A 17,102-nucleotide genomic window follows, 5' to 3' on the forward strand; every position below is an offset into this window, starting at 1 on the left:
TGTCAAGGCAGCATTTTTCCTCCACTGGCAGAGCAACCCGCCCTGTCAGGACCCGCCCTGTCAGGACCCGCCCTGTCAGGACCAGCCCTATCAGGCCCCGCCTTGTCAGGCCCCGCCTTGTCAGGACATGTCACCAGCCGGGCATTGGGGCGAAACACGATCGGCCTGGCGGGCGAAGAGAGGATAGGCTTTGAGTTAGAGAGACGACGATGACACGGAAGACGGCTTCGATCCTGTGGCGCCGGCTGGATGTGGAAGGACACGAAGCTTGCCTGCTTTCGCAAACCGACGACAGGTTCCGTCTCAAGGGACAGGCCATCTTCGTCCAAACGGCTTCGTCGTCGACTATCCCGGCTTATGGACAGGCGTGGCCGCGTCGGGCTGAAGCGGAGTTCTGGCGGCCAACATGCATTATTTCGTGTCCAGCACCTCGCGCAGCTTCGCGGCCAGTTGCTCGATGGTGAACGGCTTGGCCAAGAAGTTCACGTCATGGTCGAGCACGCCGTTGTGGACGACGGCATTCCTGGTGAAACCAGTGGTGAAGATGACTTTCAGGCCGGGTTGGCGCGCCACCGCCTCCTCAGCGAGCTTGCGGCCGTTCATCACCGGCATGACGATGTCGGTGAAGAGAAGGGCAATGCCAGGTGTGGCGGCCAGCTTCTCAAGCGCCTCCTGACCGCTTCCAACGTGGATGACCTCATAGCCGAGTTCGCGCATGGCGTCCGTCGTGGCCGCCCGCACTTGGGCATCGTCCTCGACCACGAGGATCGTCTCGGTGACCTTGGCGGTGCTGTCGCCGCGCTCGGCCGGTATTGCCGGCTCCTCCGGTCCGAAAAAGCGCGGCAGGTAGATCCTGACCGTCGTGCCCTGGTCCCGTTCGGAGTAGATCTTGACGTGGCCCCCCGATTGCTTGACGAAGCCGAACACCTGGCTCAGCCCAAGTCCCGTGCCCTTGTTGACCGGCTTGGTCGTGAAAAAAGGCTCGAATGCCCTCGCCATCACATCCGCCGACATGCCCTCGCCGGTATCGCTGACGGCGATCATCACATATTGGCCGGGGATCACGTCGGCATGGGTGGCAGCGTAACCGTCGTCGAGATGGCTGTTGGCGGTCTCGATGGTCAGCTTGCCATCTTCGCCCATCGCGTCACGGGCATTGACGGCCAGGTTGAGGATCGCGTTTTCGATCTGGCTTGGGTCGGCGTGGGTTTTCCACAGGCCGCCCGCCAGCACCGTTTCGATTCGGATGCCTTCACCCAGGGCACGACGCAAAAGGTCGGACATGCCGGTCACCAGGCGATTGGTGTCGACGACCTGCGGCGCGAGCGGCTGCTGGCGCGAGAAGGCAAGCAGACGCGAGGTCAGCTTGGCGGCGCGGCTGGCCGCGTCGGTCGCGGCCTCGATGAGCTTTTCCAGGTCGTACTCGCCGCGCTTCAGCTTGCGCTGGGCAAGGTTCATGGCGCTGATGATCACCGCCAGCATGTTGTTGAAATCGTGAGCGATACCGCCGGTCAGTTGCCCGACGGCCTCCATTTTCTGCATCTGGCGTATCTGGGACTCGGCCTTTTCACGTGTCTGGATCTCGTTGCCGAGTTCGATGTTCTTGCGCATCAGCTCTTCCTGGCCGACCACAACGTCGCGGAAGCGGCGGCGGGATTCGCGGATGGTGTAGACGCCGAGGAGGAAGATCGCCAGAAGGGCCGCCAGCGAACCGATGCGCAGCCAGGCTTCAACCCGGTCCGTTTGTTCGTCGCGTGCGGCGATGTCGGCGGCGCTGATGCGGCGGATCGTATCCATGCTGGCGCGGATTTCGTCCATGGCGGCCTTGCCCTGGCCGCTGCGGACCAGTTGCAGCGCCGCGGCAGCGTCGCCCTTGTCATAGAGGGCAATCGTCCGGGCCTGTTCAGCCTGCTTTTGCGAAAGCGCATCCTTGATATGATTGATCTGCTGGACGATTTGGTCGTCCGAAGCCGTCATGGCGCCGATGCGGGAGAGCTGTCCCGGAATGGCATCGACGGCCTTCCGGTAAGGTTCGAGATAGGATTTCTCACCGGTCAAGAGATAGCCGCGCTGGCCGCTCTCGGCGTCCTGCGCCATTGAAAGCAACCCCGACAGCAACTCTTGATATTCGATTGTCTCGCGAGCGGCGGCGCGATTGGCTCGTTGGTTTTCGACGAGCACGGCACGGGTGCCGACGATCATCGCCAACACGGCGAAGCCGGTGACGAGTGGTACCGACTGCCATCGCATGGCACGCCGAAGACGGGCAATCATCTATTTTGCCGAACCAAAAGAAATTTCTCGCGGGCAATATTTGGTAAGCGGCGCAAGCTTGGAAGGCAATATGCTGCCTTCTTGAAAGCGGCGATCAGCCGCCAGCCTTGCGAAACCGTCATCATTTGGCTAAGGAGGCCGCGCATTCAGCGGCCGGCGTCAGCCGGGCGCTTTCTCCCGCTTTCGGCTCCTGGCCGGCTTCAGTCAAAGGCATTTCGCTTCCATGGCGCGTATCGTGATGAAATTCGGCGGAACCTCCGTCGCCGACATCGCCCGCATCCGCAATGTGGCGCGTCACGTCAAACGCGAGGTCGACGCCGGCCATGAGGTGGCTGTCGTGGTCTCAGCGATGGCCGGCAAGACCAATGAATTGGTGCAATGGACGCGCGAAGCCTCGCCGATGCATGACGCACGCGAATATGACGCGGTCGTCGCCTCGGGCGAGCAGGTCACTGCGGGCCTGCTGGCGATCACCTTGCAGAACATGGGCGTGCATGCGCGCTCCTGGCAGGGCTGGCAGATCCCGATCAAGACCGACAACGCGCATGGCGCGGCGCGCATCCTCGACATCGACGGCGCCTTCCTGATCAAGCGCTTCGGCGAAGGCCAGGTGGCGGTGATCGCCGGATTCCAGGGCATTGGGCCCGACAATCGCATCGCCACGCTTGGCCGTGGCGGCTCCGACACCAGCGCGGTGGCCATCGCTGCCGCTGTCAAGGCCGACCGTTGCGACATCTACACCGACGTCGACGGGGTTTACACCACCGATCCGCGCATCGAGCCGAAGGCGCGGCGGCTGGCCAAGATTTCGTTCGAGGAAATGCTTGAAATGGCTTCGCTCGGCGCCAAGGTTCTGCAGGTGCGTTCGGTCGAGCTTGCCATGGTGCACAGGGTGCGTACCTTCGTGCGGTCGTCCTTCGACGATCCCGATGCGCCCGGAATGGGGGATTTGCTCAATCCTCCGGGAACGCTCATTTGCGACGAGGAAGAGATCGTGGAACAGCAGGTCGTCACCGGAATTGCCTACGCCAAGGACGAGGCCCAGATTTCTCTGCGCCGCGTCGGCGACCGGCCAGGCGTCGCCGCCGGCATCTTCGGGCCGCTGGCCGAGGCCAACATCAATGTCGACATGATCGTCCAGAACATCTCCGAGGACGGCAAGTTCACCGACATGACCTTTACCGTGCCGTCGGGCGACCTCGACAAGGCGCTTGCCGTGCTCGACCGGCTGAAAGCCGAGGTCGGCTACGACGTCGTGCAGTCTGAAGCCGGCATGTCGAAAGTTTCGGTCATCGGCATCGGCATGAGAAGCCATGCCGGCGTCGCCGCCACCGCGTTCAAGGCGCTGGCCGACCGTTCGATCAATATCCGCGCGATCACGACCTCCGAGATCAAGATTTCGATACTGATCGACGGTCCATACACTGAACTCGCGGTTCGTACTTTGCATTCCGTCTACGGTCTCGATAAGCAGTAGCAAGACTGAATCAGTTGTTGCGTGAGTGCCGGCCGCGGCGGAAACTGCGCCGGCAAGAAGCCCATTGGAGAACAAGCCGCGATGCGTGATCAGGCCAGTGGCCCGCGCGTTTTGCTCAAACGGCTCCGCGAGCTCATGCAGGAGCCGCTGGAGCCGCAGGAGCGGCTCGACCGGATCGTGCGCGACATCGCCTCCAACATGGTCGCCGAAGTGTGCTCGCTCTATGTGCTGCGCGCCGATTCGGTGCTCGAACTCTATGCCACCGAAGGCCTGAACCCGAACGCCGTCCACCTGGCGCAGCTCAGGCTGGGACAAGGCCTGGTCGGCACGATCGCGGCGAGCGCGCGGCCGCTCAACCTGTCCAACGCGCAGGAACACCCGGCCTTCGCCTACCTGCCGGAGACCGGGGAGGAGATCTACAATTCCTTCCTCGGCGTGCCGGTGCTGCGGGCAGGGCGCACGCTGGGCGTCTTGGTCGTCCAGAACAAGACCATGCGCCACTACCGTGACGACGAGGTCGAGGCGCTGGAAACCACCGCGATGGTGATCGCCGAGATGATCGCCACCGGCGATCTGGCGCGGCTGACCCGGCCCGGCCTCGAACTCGATTTGCGCCGCCCGGTCAGCTTCACCGGCCTGTCGTTCAACGATGGCGTCGGGCTTGGCCACGTCGTGCTGCATGAGCCGCGCATCGTCGTCACCAATCTGTTCAACGAGGACAGCGAGGAGGAGGTCCGGCGGCTCGAAGCCTCGCTCGGGTCGCTGCGGTTGTCGATCGACGACATGCTGGAACGCCGCGACGTCGCCTTCGAAGGCGAGCATCGCCAGGTGCTGGAAGCCTACCGCATGTTCGCCAATGACCGCGGCTGGGTGCGCCGGCTGGAAGAGGCGATCCGCAACGGCCTGACGGCCGAGGCGGCGGTCGAAAAGGTGCAGAGCGACATGCGTGCGCGCATGCTGCACATGACCGATCCTTATCTGCGCGAGCGGATGAGCGATTTCGACGACCTCGCCAACCGGCTGCTGCGCCAGCTTATGGGGCGCGGGCCGGAGGATGTCGCCGCCTCGCTGCCGAAGGATGCCATCATCGTCGCCCGTTCGATGGGCGCGGCCGAACTGCTCGACTATCCCCGCGACAAATTGCGCGGGCTGGTGCTCGAGGATGGCGCGGCCACCAGCCATGTCGTCATCGTCGCCCGCGCCATGGGCATTCCGGTGGCCGGCCAGATGAAGGGCGCCGTCTCCATGGCGGAGAACGGCGATGCCATCATCGTCGACGGCGAGGAAGGCGCGATCCATCTGCGGCCGCAGTCCGATCTCGAAGCCGCCTATGCCGAAAAGGTGCGTTTCAGGGCACGCCGGCAAGAGGTCTATCGCGAGCTGCGCAAGAAGCCGTCGACGACCAAGGACGGTGTCCAGGTCGATCTCTTGATGAATGCCGGGCTGGCCGTCGACCTTCCGCAACTGGCCGAAGCCGGCGCGGCCGGCATCGGCCTGTTCCGCACCGAATTGCAGTTCATGGTCGCCTCGACCTTTCCCCGTGCCGAGGCCCAGGAGAAACTCTACCGCGACGTGCTCGAGGCGGCACGCGGCAAGCCGGTCACCTTCCGCACCATCGATATCGGCGGCGACAAGGTGCTGCCTTATTTCAAGGGCGCCATCCAGGAAGAGAACCCGGCGCTCGGGTGGCGAGCAATCCGCCTGACGCTCGACCGTCCCGGACTGTTGCGCACGCAGATCCGCGCCCTGCTGAAGGCCAGCGGCGGGCGCGAGCTCAAGCTGATGCTGCCGATGGTGACCGAGCTCGGCGAGATCGCCCAGGCGCGCGAGATCATCGACCGCGAGGTGCGGCATCTGTCGCGCTTCGCCCATCATCTGCCGACCAGCCTCAAGCTCGGCGCCATGCTGGAAGTGCCCTCGCTGCTGTTCCAACTCGACGAATTGATGAAGGCCGTCGACTTCGTCTCGGTCGGATCGAACGACCTGTTCCAGTTCGTCATGGCGGTCGACCGCGGCAACACGCAGCTGGCCAACCGCTTCGACACGCTGTCGGCGCCGTTCCTGCGCGTGCTCAAGCAGATCGCCGACGCCGGTGCCCGCAACCACACGCCGGTCACCCTGTGCGGCGAACTCGCCGGAAAACCCATTTCGGCGATGGCACTCATCGGCCTCGGTTTCCGCTCGATCTCCATGTCGCCGGCCTCGATCGGCCCGGTCAAGGCGATGCTGACGGAGCTGCCGCTGGAAGAATTGAAGGCGTTCTTCGACGACAATCTGATGGCGCCGGCGCAGGGGTTGCCCATGCGGGCGCTGCTGCAGGCCTTTGCCGACGACCGCTCGATCCCATTGTAGCTGCCTCATCATGGTCAACCTGCCACGCGATCGTATGGATCAAGTCGTCAAGCGTTTCGAGATGCTCGAGGCGCAGATGTCGGCCGGACCGGCGCCGGACGCCTATGTGAAGATGGCATCCGAATATGCAGAGCTGCAGGAGATGGTGGCCAAGGTTCGGGCGCTGCGCTCGGCCGAGCATGAGCAGGCCGATCTCGAGGCGATGCTCGCCGACAAGGGCACCGATGCCGAGATGCGGGCACTGGCCGAGGCGGATCTGCCTGGTGTCGAGGAGCGCATCGAGGCGCTGCAGAAGGATATCCAACTCCTGCTGCTGCCCAGGGATGCCGCTGACGACAAGAACGCCATCCTCGAAATTCGCGCCGGCACCGGCGGCGACGAGGCCGCGCTCTTCGCCGGCGATCTGTTTCGCATGTATGAGCGCTATGCCGCCGAACATGGCTGGCGCTTCGAGACGGTGTCGGCCAGCGACGGCGATGCCGGCGGCTTCAAGGAAATCATCGCCACCATTTCCGGCAGAGGCGTCTTTGCCCATCTGAAATTCGAATCCGGCGTGCATCGCGTGCAGCGCGTGCCGGCGACCGAAGCCAGCGGCCGCATCCACACCTCCGCCGCCACCGTAGCAGTGCTGCCGGAAGCCGAAGAGGTCGATATCGACATTCGCGCCGAAGATATCCGCATCGACACGATGAGGGCCTCCGGCTCGGGCGGCCAGCACGTCAACACCACCGATTCGGCGGTGCGCATCACCCATTTGCCGACCGGCATCATGGTGGTGCAGGCGGAAAAGTCGCAGCATCAGAACCGGGCGAAGGCCATGCAGATCCTGCGCGCCCGGCTCTACGACATGGAGCGCAGCAAGGCGGACGAGGAACGCTCGGAGGCTCGCAAGTCGCAGGTCGGCTCCGGCGACCGTTCGGAGCGCATCCGCACCTACAATTTCCCGCAAGGCCGCGTCACCGACCATCGCATCAACCTGACGCTCTACAAGCTCGACCGGGTGATGATGGGCGAGCTCGACGAAGTCATCGACGCGCTGATCGCCGATCACCAGTCGAAGCTGCTCGCCGATATCGGCCTTGATGGCTGACAGCCTGCCAGAGGCGCTGGGGCCGCTGCTGCGGGAAGCGCGGGCTCGGCTCGTGGCCGCCGCTGTCGATGATCCGACGCTCGACGCCAGGCTGATCGTCGAGCATTTTTCCGGTACCACGCGCACCCAAGCGATTGCCGATCCGGAGCTCAAGGTTCACGGGCGCGCCATCGAGGCGATCGACGCCGCCTTGAGACGAAGGGCCGGTGGCGAACCGGTGCATCGCATCCTCGGCTATCGGGAATTCTACGGTTTGCGCCTGTCGCTGTCGCCCGAAACCCTGGAGCCACGGCCGGATACCGAAACGCTGGTCGAGGCGATCTTGCCGTTCGTCAAGGCAATCGCGGCGCGCGAGGGCGCATGCCGCATCCTCGATCTCGGCACGGGGACGGGCGCCATCGCCCTGGCGCTGCTCAGCGCCGAGCCGGCCGCGACCGCCACCGGTGTCGATATCGCCCCCGGTGCGCTGGCGACGGCGACCGGCAATGCCGGGCAACTCGGGCTCGGCGGCCGGTTCACGGCGCTGCAGTCGGACTGGTTCGAAAAAGTTTCGGGCCGATACCATGTAATTGCCGCAAACCCTCCCTATATAACTTCTCAAGACATTGGAAATCTGCAGGACGAAGTCCGCGATTTCGACCCGCGCCTGGCCCTCGATGGCGGCGTGGATGGGCTGAACCCCTACAGGATCATCGCCGCCGAGGCGGCAAGGTTTCTGGAAGCCGAAGGCAGGGTTGCGGTCGAGATCGGCCGCACGCAGCAGGACGAAGTTACGGATATATTCAGGTCTGCGGGTTATGGACTGGTCGGTGCTTTCCGCGACCTTGGTGGAAACGACAGGGTTCTTGTCTTTCAACGGGGAAAGCCTTGACGCAGTGCGAAAAAAGCGCTTGGCAATGCCGGGGAATGCGGCTAGGGTCGCCTTAACCGGATGAGACGAAGCAGGCAGTGCTCTTAGCGATTCGGTTTCCTTGGAAATAGCTGCCTTCTTGCGCAAACGACGCCCAAGCTTCGTGCGGGAATCGTCCGGCAAGTGATGTAACCGGAACAGGATGGCACGTGGCGCCAACGCAATTGATGCGGGCGAACGCCGGTGAAGAAACCGAACGGCTGGCTGCATGAGCGCCACCGTTCGTTACGAGTTTTCAAAAATTTCAAAATGAAGAGAGTCGAATGAGGCCACAACAGCAGAACAGGCGCATGCGCGGTCGCAACAACAATGGCGGCGGCGGCGGCAATAACAATAACAACAACAACAACCGCAAGGGGCCGAATCCCCTGACGCGCAATTACGAGAGCAACGGTCCGGACGTAAAGATCCGTGGATCGGCTCAGCAGATCGCCGAAAAATACGCCACCCTGGCACGTGACGCGCAAAGCTCCGGCGACCGGGTCATGGCGGAGAACTATCTCCAGCACGCAGAACATTACAATCGCATCATTGCCGCCGCCCAGGCGCAGATGCCGATCCAGAACGTCCAGCAGAATCGCGACGATTTCGATGATGACGGCGACGAGGATCGCGACGAGTTCGACAATGCCGGGTCCGGCAATGGGGCAGGAAACGGCGGCAACGTTGGTTCCGAACCGCAAGTTCCGGTGGTCAACCATGGCGCCGGGCCGCAACCGGTGATCGAGGGCATGCCGGCCGAGGTGGCGCTGAACCGGGAAAGCGGCCGCGATAATCGTGATGGCGGGCGTGACAACAATAGCGGGCGCAACAATGGCGGCCGCGACAATGGCGGACGCCACCGTGATCGCCGCCCCAATGGCGGCTATGGCCAGAACGGCCAGCGCGATTATGCTTCCGCAGAGCAAGGCGGCCAGCAGCAGCGCAACGACGCCCCGGTTCAGGCGGAAGAAGCCGCGTCGCCGGCCGAGAGCGTTGCGGCAGCCGAGCCAGCTCCATCATTCGAGAATTTTTCGCCCGCCGGTCTGGCGGCCCAGGCCGAACTCAAGGAGGCAGCCGCCGAGAGCGGTGCCGCCCGCCGCCCGCGGCGTCCGCGCCGTCCTCGCACCAATGCCGACCAGGTCGACGCCGGTGGCGGCAACGCCGATACGGGTGAGATGACCACGGCCCCCGCCGACAGCGGCAATGCCGAGNCAATGCCGAGCCGGCCACCACCGATATCGACAACTGATCGAGGGCATCTCAAGACATTGAACGGCGGGGAGAAATCTCCGCCGTTTTCGTTTGGGCTGACGTGGAATATTATGCGTTGACCGATATCAAGGCGTCTTGAGACGGCATGGCCTATGCACCATATCTCGGCTGAACTGGATCCGGCTCGAATGGGCGGGTCCGTCACCGTAATCTGATCCGGTGCCGCAAAGCGGGCCGGTGACGGAAGGAGACAGATATGAACCTTGAGAAATATTCCGAGCGCGTGCGCGGCTTCATCCAGTCCGCGCAGACCATGGCGCTCTCACGCAATCACCAGCAATTCACCCCCGAACATATCCTGAAAGTCCTCGTCGACGACGACGAAGGCCTGGCCGCGTCGCTGATCGAGCGCGCCGGCGGCAATGTCCGCGACGTCAAGCTCGGCGTCGAGACGGCGCTCGAGGCGATGCCCAAGGTGGAAGGCGGCAACGGCCAGCTCTATCTGGCGCAGCCTCTGGCCAAGGTGTTCTCGACCGCCGAGGAACTGGCCAAGAAGGCTGGTGACAGCTTCGTCACCGTCGAGCGGCTGCTGCAGGCGCTCACCATGGAGAAATCGGCCAAGACCGCCGACATCCTGGCCAAGGCCGGCGTCACCGCGCAGGCGCTGAACCAGGTCATCAACGATGTCCGCAAGGGCCGCACCGCCGATTCGGCGAGTGCCGAACAGGGCTATGACGCGCTGAAGAAATACGCGCGCGACCTGACGGCGGATGCCCGCGCCGGCAAGCTTGACCCCGTGATTGGTCGTGACGACGAGATCCGCCGCACCATCCAGGTGCTGTCGCGCCGCACCAAGAACAACCCGGTGCTGATCGGCGAGCCGGGCGTCGGCAAGACCGCGATCGCCGAAGGCCTGGCGCTGCGCATCGTCAATGGCGACGTGCCGGAATCGCTGAAGGACAAGCAGCTGATGGCGCTCGACATGGGCGCGCTGATTGCCGGCGCCAAGTATCGCGGCGAGTTCGAGGAGCGGCTGAAGGCCGTGCTTTCAGAAGTCACCTCGGCCAACGGCAGCATCATCCTGTTCATCGACGAGATGCACACGCTGGTCGGCGCCGGCAAGGCGGACGGCGCCATGGATGCGTCGAACCTTCTGAAGCCGGCGCTGGCGCGCGGCGAACTGCACTGCGTCGGCGCGACCACGCTCGATGAATATCGCAAGCATGTCGAGAAGGATCCAGCCCTTGCCCGCCGCTTCCAGCCGGTCTTCGTCGATGAGCCCACGGTGGAGGACACCGTCTCGATCCTGCGCGGGCTGAAGGAGAAGTACGAGCAGCACCATAAGGTGCGCATCTCGGACTCGGCGCTGGTGGCGGCGGCGACGCTGTCCAACCGCTACATCGCCGACCGTTTCCTGCCCGACAAGGCGATCGATCTCGTCGATGAAGCCGCGTCGCGGCTCAGGATGCAGGTCGATTCGAAGCCCGAGGCGCTGGACGAGATCGATCGCCGCATCATGCAGCTCAAGATCGAGCGCGAGGCACTGAAGGTCGAGACGGACGATGCCTCGAAGGACCGGCTCGCCCGCCTGGAAAAGGAGCTGGTCGGCCTCGAGGAGGAATCGACCGAGATCACCGCCAAGTGGCAGGCCGAGAAGCAGAAGCTTGGCCTCGCCGCCGACCTGAAGAAGCAGCTCGACGAGGCACGCAACGATCTGGCCATTGCCCAGCGCAAGGGTGAATTCCAGCGCGCCGGCGAACTTGCCTATGGCAAGATCCCGGAGCTGGAAAAGAAGCTGAAGGAGGCCGAAGCCCAGGACGGCAAGGTGGGGATGGTCGAAGAGGTGGTCACCCCCGACCACGTCGCCCATATCGTCTCGCGCTGGACCGGCATTCCGGTCGACAAGATGCTGCAGGGCGAGCGCGACAAGCTGTTGCGTATGGAAGACGAGATCGGCAAGCGGGTCGTCGGCCAGGGCGAGGCGGTGCAGGCTGTTTCGAAAGCCGTGCGTCGGGCCCGTGCCGGCCTGCAGGATCCGAACCGGCCGATCGGTTCGTTCATCTTCCTCGGGCCGACGGGTGTCGGCAAGACCGAACTGACCAAGGCGCTGGCAAGCTTCCTGTTCGACGACGACAGCGCCATGGTGCGCATCGACATGTCGGAGTTCATGGAAAAGCACTCGGTCGCCCGGCTGATCGGCGCGCCTCCCGGCTATGTCGGCTATGAGGAGGGCGGTGCGCTGACCGAAGCCGTGCGGCGCCGGCCCTATCAGGTCGTGCTGTTCGACGAGATCGAGAAGGCGCATCCGGATGTCTTCAACGTCTTGCTGCAGGTTCTCGATGACGGCCGCCTGACCGATGGCCAGGGACGCACCGTCGATTTCCGCAACACGCTGATCATAATGACGTCGAACCTCGGCGCCGAATATCTCGTCAATCTCGGCGAGGACCAGGATGTCGACGCGGTACGCGACGAGGTGATGGGCGTCGTCAGGGCATCGTTCCGGCCGGAGTTCCTCAATCGCGTCGACGAGGTGATCCTGTTCCACCGGTTGCGACGCAAGGACATGGATCGCATCGTCGAAATCCAGCTCAAGCGGCTGGAAAGCCTGCTTGTCGATCGCAAGATCACGCTGGCGCTGGATCACGAGGCGATCGAATGGCTGGCGGCCAAGGGTTACGACCCGGCCTATGGTGCGCGACCGCTGAAGCGGGTGATGCAGAAGGACCTGCAGGATCCGCTGGCGGAGAAGATCCTGCTCGGCGAGATCCTCGACGGTTCGACCGTCAAGGTGACGGCCGGATCCGACCGGTTGAATTTCCGCTCGAAGCCGACGATTGTCGCGGCCGAGGCGGCGGCCTGACCCCAATGCCGCGCATCCAGTCCGGATGCGCGGCATTTTCTTCTAGGCATTCCTATCAACAGCGAGGCCCGGATGACGCTGGACGACTACAACAGCTTCTGCGCCTCGCTGCCGGCCACAAACCATGTCGTCCAGTGGGGCGGCGCCCATGTCTGGAAGGTCGCGACCAAGGTCTTCGCGATCGGCGGCTGGGACGACGGAAAGCAACTCTTCGTCACCTTCAAATGCTCCGACATCGCCTATGAGGTGCTCAAGGAACAGCCTGGCTGTCGGCCCGCGCCCTGTCTTGCATCGCGCGGCATGAAATGGATCCAGCGTCAGACAAGCCAGAGCGTGGATGATGCGGCGCTGAAGGACTACCTGCGCGAGAGCCATCGCCTGGTCGCCCTGAAACTGACGAAGCAGGCGCGCAAGCAACTGGGGCTTGGCGCAAGCTAGCGAATATTCCGAGAGACGCCGGAAGCCGCCATCTTCATGCCCGGTTCATGTTGGAACCATAAGGTGGTTAACTGGTTTGCTGGCGAGGGGGTTCGCCTACCGCATCGGTCCGAAAATCGTTTCGATTTCGGAAGGCATGATGTGGCATCCTAAAGAACAATGCCGGGCGGCGGCAATTTACGGACCGGAGAGTTGGCTACAATGTTCCGCACGATCTTTGCCCTTTCGGCGCTCGCCGCCGGGCTTGTGTCCTCCGGTGCGTTTGCCGCACCGACGCAGGACGATGCACCAAGGGTTGTCCGTGCTGCCGATGCCGGCGGCATCCTTGTCGCGCAGGACGGCAATCTCGATATCTACTACGACGCCAGGGGCAATCGCGTCATCGTCGATGCCGATACCGGCAAGGTCGTCGCCATCCAGCCACCGCAGTCACGGCTCGACCGGCGCGCGCTGCGCCGCGAGATGCGGCTGCGCGAGCTGGGCCGCGGCCCCGCCGACGATGACCGCTACTATCTCGACGATCCGGAAGACATGGCACGCTTCCGCCGCAAGCAGTTGGAAGAGGAAGGCCGGGTCATCCCGCCGCCCGCGGATGACGGCGACAATTCGGTGGAAGCCTATCCGCCGGCACCACAGGACGACGGCAGCTACGACAACAATTACCCCGACGCGCCGCAGCCCGCAAAGCCGCATACCATCAAGCGCCAGCCGCTCGATGAAGCCTCGATAGATCCTCTCCAGCCGGCAGCGCCCGAGGATCAGGACGCGCCCACCGATCAGGCGGCGCTGCCGCCGAATGCTGGCGGCAACACAGCGGTCGACCCGTCGCTGTCGCTGGGAGCGCGGCAGGATGTCGCCGCCCTGCAGGTGCTGCTCGACCGCGGCGGTGCTTCGCCCGGCGTCATAGACGGGCGCTTCGGCTCGAACGTCGACAAGGCGCTCGCCGCCTACAACGAGATCACCGGCAGCAATTTGAAGTCGACCGATGCGGTCGGTATCCAGGCCGCTCTTGCGCAATCGGGCGGCGATGCCTTTGCCAACTACACCATCACGCCAGAGGATGCGGCCGGCCCCTACGTCGCCTCGATCCCGGAAGACTACAGCCAGAAGGCGCAGCTCGACCGCATGGGCTACACGTCGGTGCCCGAAGCGCTGGCGGAGCGCTTCCACATGGACGAAAACTATCTGAAGTCGATCAACAAGGGCCTCGACTTCAATCGCCCCGGGACGATCATCAAGGTTGCCAATTTCGGCAAGCTGGTGTCGACCCCGGTCGCGCGCATCGTCGCCGACAAGGGCAAGAAGGAAGTCTACGCCTACGATGCGGGCGGCAAGCTGGTCGCAGCCTATCCCGCGACCATCGGCTCGGCCGACACGCCGTCGCCCACCGGTATCCACACGGTGTCGCGCATCGCGCTCGACCCGAACTACACCTACAATCCCAACATCAATTTCAAGCAGGGCCAGAACGACAAGATCCTGACCATCCCGCCAGGTCCCAACGGGCCGGTTGGTTCGGTGTGGATCGCGCTGGACAAGCCGACCTACGGCATCCATGGCACGCCGGAGCCGTCGAAGATCGGCAAGACCGAAAGCCATGGCTGCGTGCGCCTGACCAACTGGGACGCGCGCGAGCTTGCCAAGCTGGTGTCGCCAGGCGTCACCGTGGAGTTCGTCGGTGGACCTTCAACCGATGACTTTGCGCAGCAATGAGCCGCGCAGCGCGGCGGCATAGACCAGCTGCACCACCAGAATGAAGCCGACGCTGAGCAGAGGGGTGACCAGGCAAAGTGCGGCGCCGATCGCCCATAGAATCTGTGCCTTGACGATGCGCAGATAGACCGTGCGTTTCGTTTGCGCGTCGACATCTTCCGCCACAAAGCCGTTCTTCTCGGCGTAGCGCCAGCTGGCGAACAGCGTGACGCCGAGCATCAGCAGATTGAGCCAATAGACAAGAACCGCGGTCCTGAATTCGAGGAAGTCGGCCAGAAGGTCGGTCGAGAATGGCAGCAGGGCGATGAAGGCGAGAAAGCAGAGGTTCAGCGTGGCGAGCCGCCGGTCGGATTTGGCGATCAGCCCATGTTGCGCCTGCTGGCCGAACCAGAAGATGGTCAGCGTCAGGAAACTCAAGGCGTAGGTCAGGAAGCGTGGCGCCAGTGCCGCGATGGCGGCAAGCAGATCGCGCTCGGAATGAACAGCCTCATGCGCCGGCACCCTGATCTCGAGCACGATCAGGGTCAGCGCGATGGCGAACACGCCGTCGGTGATGCCGACGATGCGGCCACGTCCCTCCGCCGATGCTTCAAGTGGGCGCTTCATCGATTTCTCCCCGCCTGCTGCTCGCCGGAACCTAGCATGACTGCGGCCGTTTGCATCCGGATAGGGCGTCATCCTGGCCAACTGGCTGGTTTCAAGGACCGCAAGGCGCTGGCCGGTTGTTGCAAACACAATGGCGGTCTAAGCAGGGTTCCATGCATTCACCAAGCAAAGCAGCCGCCATCCCGCTGACCAGCCCGGTCACCACCGGAACCTTCTGTCCGCAATCGCAGCGGCGATACGTGTTGATCGCAGCGATCCTTGCTTCGGCGCTCGGCTTCATCGACGGCTCGATCCTGGCCATCGCCATGCCGGCGATCCGCGTCGATCTCGGCGCCAGCCTCGCCGAGGCGCAGTGGATTTCCAATGCCTATGCGCTGACGCTGTCGGCGCTGATCCTTGCCGGCGGTGCCGCCGGCGATCGGTTCGGGCTGCGCCGCGCCTTCGTGGCCGGCATTGCGCTTTTCGTCGCCACCTCGCTCGCCTGTGCGCTGGCGCCGAACGCTGTCGTGCTGATCGCGTTTCGCGCCCTCCAGGGCATTGGTGCCGCGATCATGGTGCCCGGCAGCCTCGCCATCATCGCCAAGGCCTACCCGAAAAAGGAGCGCGGCCGAGCGATCGGCATCTGGGCAGCGGCCTCGGCCTTGACCACCGCGCTTGGTCCCGTGCTCGGCGGTCTGGTGCTTTCTGCTTTCGGCGACGGCATCTGGCGGGCGATCTTCGCCGTCAACCTGCCGCTCGGCCTGATCTCGATCTATCTGCTGCTCGTCAAGATCCCGGCCGATGCACCGACGGAGAAGCGCAGCCTCGATCTTGGTGGCGGCGCGCTCGCGACATTGGCTTTCGGCGCGCTCGCTTATGGACTGACCTCCATGAGCTCCAGCGGCGAGGGCCATATGGCTGGGCCCAGCATTGCCGCCGGTGCCGTGCTGCTGGTCGTCTTCATCCTGTTCGAGCAGCGGCAGCGTGAGCCGATGATCGACCTCAGCCTGTTTCGCATCGGCGCTTTCGCCGGCGCCAATGTGGCGACCTTCTTCCTCTATTTCGCGCTGTCGGCCAATCTTTTCTACCTACCCATGTTGCTGATCGCCGGCTGGCGGCTGAGCACGGCCGAAGTCGGCTTCATCTTCCTGCCGCTGTCGGCATCGATCGCGCTTCTGTCGGGACCGGTCGGCCAATTGTCGGACCGGATCGGACCGCGTTTCCCGATCGCCTGCGGCAGCCTGATCGTGGCGGTCGCCTTCGCCGGGCTTGCCTTGCTCGCCTATGTTGGCTTCCATCATTTCTGGACGGGGATATTTCCGCTGATGNGCCTTCGCCGGGCTTGCCTTGCTCGCCTATGTTGGCTTCCATCATTTCTGGACGGGGATATTTCCGCTGATGGCGCTGATGGGGCTTGGCATGGCGCTGGTCGTCTCACCTTTGTCGACCGCGATCATGACGGCGGTGGAAGACAAGGATACAGGCGCTGCCTCCGGCATCAACAATGCCGTCTCGCGCATCGGCGGCCTGATCGCCGTGGCGGCGATGGGGTCGCTGGCCGCCTGGGTCTACGCCAACGCGCTGGACGGGAGTGCGGCGCCGGGCGTGCCCGGCTTCGGCGAACCGGCGCCGGCCGGACTTGCGCCGGCGCTCGATGCGGCGAGGCTCGCGGCCAGCGATGCGGCGTTTTCCGCCGTCTCCTTGGTGACGGCGCTGCTATGCCTGCTTTCGACAGTGATTGCCTGGACGACCATTTCCGGGGAGCCATTGCCCTGGCAGCGGCAAGCCAAAACGTCGCCGCAAGCCAAAACCCGGCAGGACTGAAATTCGAAGGCTCAGCCTTCGATCTTGGCGCTGGCGACCTTCAGCGAATTGCCGTCTTCCTGCTTCAGGAGATCGTCGATGCGCTCGCGCTCGCGCTTGAAGGCGACGAGATCGTCGCCCTTCAGCACCTTGCCGACCGGCAGCCGGACGCGCATAGAATCAACCTTCGTGCCATTGACGATCAGTTCGTAGTGGAGGTGTGGACCGGTGGAGAGGCCGGTCTGGCCAAGGTAGCCGATGACCTGGCCTTGCCGGACACGAACGCCAGGCGCGATGCCTTTGGCGAAAGCGCTCTGGTGATTATAGGAGGTCTCGTACCCGTTGGCATGGCGCAGGATGATCTGCTTGCCATAGCCACCGGCCCAGCCCGCTTTCTCGACCA

Annotated in this window: 11 protein-coding genes and 1 pseudogene (1 of these 12 cut by a window edge); 9 read left to right on the forward strand and 3 right to left on the reverse strand. The window is 63.9% G+C overall.

Features of this window, described 5'->3' with window-relative positions:
- Nucleotides 1-411: 411 nt before the first annotated feature.
- Nucleotides 412-2,274 carry a CHASE3 domain-containing protein gene (locus X743_RS165040; RefSeq protein ID WP_245264152.1) on the reverse strand — a complete coding sequence of 621 codons (1,863 nt, stop codon included), beginning with the start codon at nt 2,272-2,274 and terminating at the stop codon, nt 412-414.
- A 223-nt stretch (nt 2,275-2,497) separates the two neighbouring features.
- On the opposite strand from X743_RS165040, the gene X743_RS165035 reads away from it, so the two are divergent.
- The 8 genes from X743_RS165035 (at nt 2,498) to X743_RS165000 (ending at nt 14,311) form a co-directional block, all read left to right on the forward strand.
- Nucleotides 2,498-3,751: an aspartate kinase gene (locus X743_RS165035; protein WP_023763931.1), complete on the forward strand. Its 1,254-nt coding sequence runs from the start codon at nt 2,498-2,500 to the stop codon at nt 3,749-3,751.
- A gap of 81 nt (nt 3,752-3,832) precedes the next feature.
- Nucleotides 3,833-6,103, forward strand: a complete 2,271-nt coding sequence (gene ptsP, locus X743_RS165030; RefSeq protein ID WP_023763932.1) for a phosphoenolpyruvate--protein phosphotransferase — start codon at nt 3,833-3,835, stop codon at nt 6,101-6,103.
- Nucleotides 6,104-6,113: 10 nt separating this feature from the next.
- Nucleotides 6,114-7,193 carry a peptide chain release factor 1 gene (gene prfA / locus X743_RS165025; RefSeq protein WP_013892871.1) on the forward strand — a complete coding sequence of 360 codons (1,080 nt, stop codon included), beginning with the start codon at nt 6,114-6,116 and terminating at the stop codon, nt 7,191-7,193.
- Nucleotides 7,186-8,064, forward strand: coding sequence for a peptide chain release factor N(5)-glutamine methyltransferase (gene prmC, locus X743_RS165020; RefSeq protein WP_023763933.1), 879 nt, complete (start codon nt 7,186-7,188; stop codon nt 8,062-8,064). The genes prfA and prmC overlap by 8 nt, the downstream gene beginning before the upstream one ends.
- A gap of 302 nt (nt 8,065-8,366) precedes the next feature.
- Nucleotides 8,367-9,416 carry a DUF4167 domain-containing protein gene (locus tag X743_RS165015; protein ID WP_023763934.1) on the forward strand — a complete coding sequence of 350 codons (1,050 nt, stop codon included), beginning with the start codon at nt 8,367-8,369 and terminating at the stop codon, nt 9,414-9,416.
- Between the two features lie 137 nt (nt 9,417-9,553).
- The gene (gene clpB / locus X743_RS165010; RefSeq protein WP_023763935.1) at nt 9,554-12,160 is read left to right on the forward strand and encodes an ATP-dependent chaperone ClpB; all 2,607 of its coding nucleotides are present in this window, start codon (nt 9,554-9,556) and stop codon (nt 12,158-12,160) included.
- Between the two features lie 72 nt (nt 12,161-12,232).
- The gene (locus X743_RS165005; protein ID WP_023763936.1) at nt 12,233-12,598 is read left to right on the forward strand and encodes an MmcQ/YjbR family DNA-binding protein; all 366 of its coding nucleotides are present in this window, start codon (nt 12,233-12,235) and stop codon (nt 12,596-12,598) included.
- A gap of 201 nt (nt 12,599-12,799) precedes the next feature.
- Complete coding sequence (locus tag X743_RS165000; protein ID WP_023763937.1) at nt 12,800-14,311, forward strand: L,D-transpeptidase family protein; 1,512 nt, start codon at nt 12,800-12,802, stop codon at nt 14,309-14,311.
- Here the strand turns inward: X743_RS165000 and X743_RS164995 are convergent.
- Complete coding sequence (locus tag X743_RS164995; RefSeq protein WP_023763938.1) at nt 14,285-14,917, reverse strand: TMEM175 family protein; 633 nt, start codon at nt 14,915-14,917, stop codon at nt 14,285-14,287. The two genes, X743_RS165000 and X743_RS164995, sit on opposite strands and share 27 nt — an antisense overlap.
- 152 nt (nt 14,918-15,069) lie before the next feature.
- On the opposite strand from X743_RS164995, the pseudogene X743_RS01000000168590 reads away from it, so the two are divergent.
- Nucleotides 15,070-16,720: pseudogene (locus X743_RS01000000168590) on the forward strand (MFS transporter).
- Nucleotides 16,721-16,731: 11 nt separating this feature from the next.
- Here the strand turns inward: X743_RS01000000168590 and X743_RS164990 are convergent.
- A protein-coding gene (locus X743_RS164990) for a M23 family metallopeptidase (RefSeq protein ID WP_023763942.1) crosses the window boundary here: on the reverse strand, nt 16,732-17,102 show its end. 1,600 nt of this gene lie beyond the right edge of the window; the window shows 371 of its 1,971 coding nt (coding positions 1,601-1,971); the start codon falls outside the window, past its right edge; the stop codon is at nt 16,732-16,734.

It is taken from the genome of Mesorhizobium sp. LNHC232B00 (assembly GCF_000502435.1).
In the GTDB taxonomy this organism is placed as follows: Bacteria; Pseudomonadota; Alphaproteobacteria; order Rhizobiales; family Rhizobiaceae; genus Mesorhizobium; species Mesorhizobium opportunistum.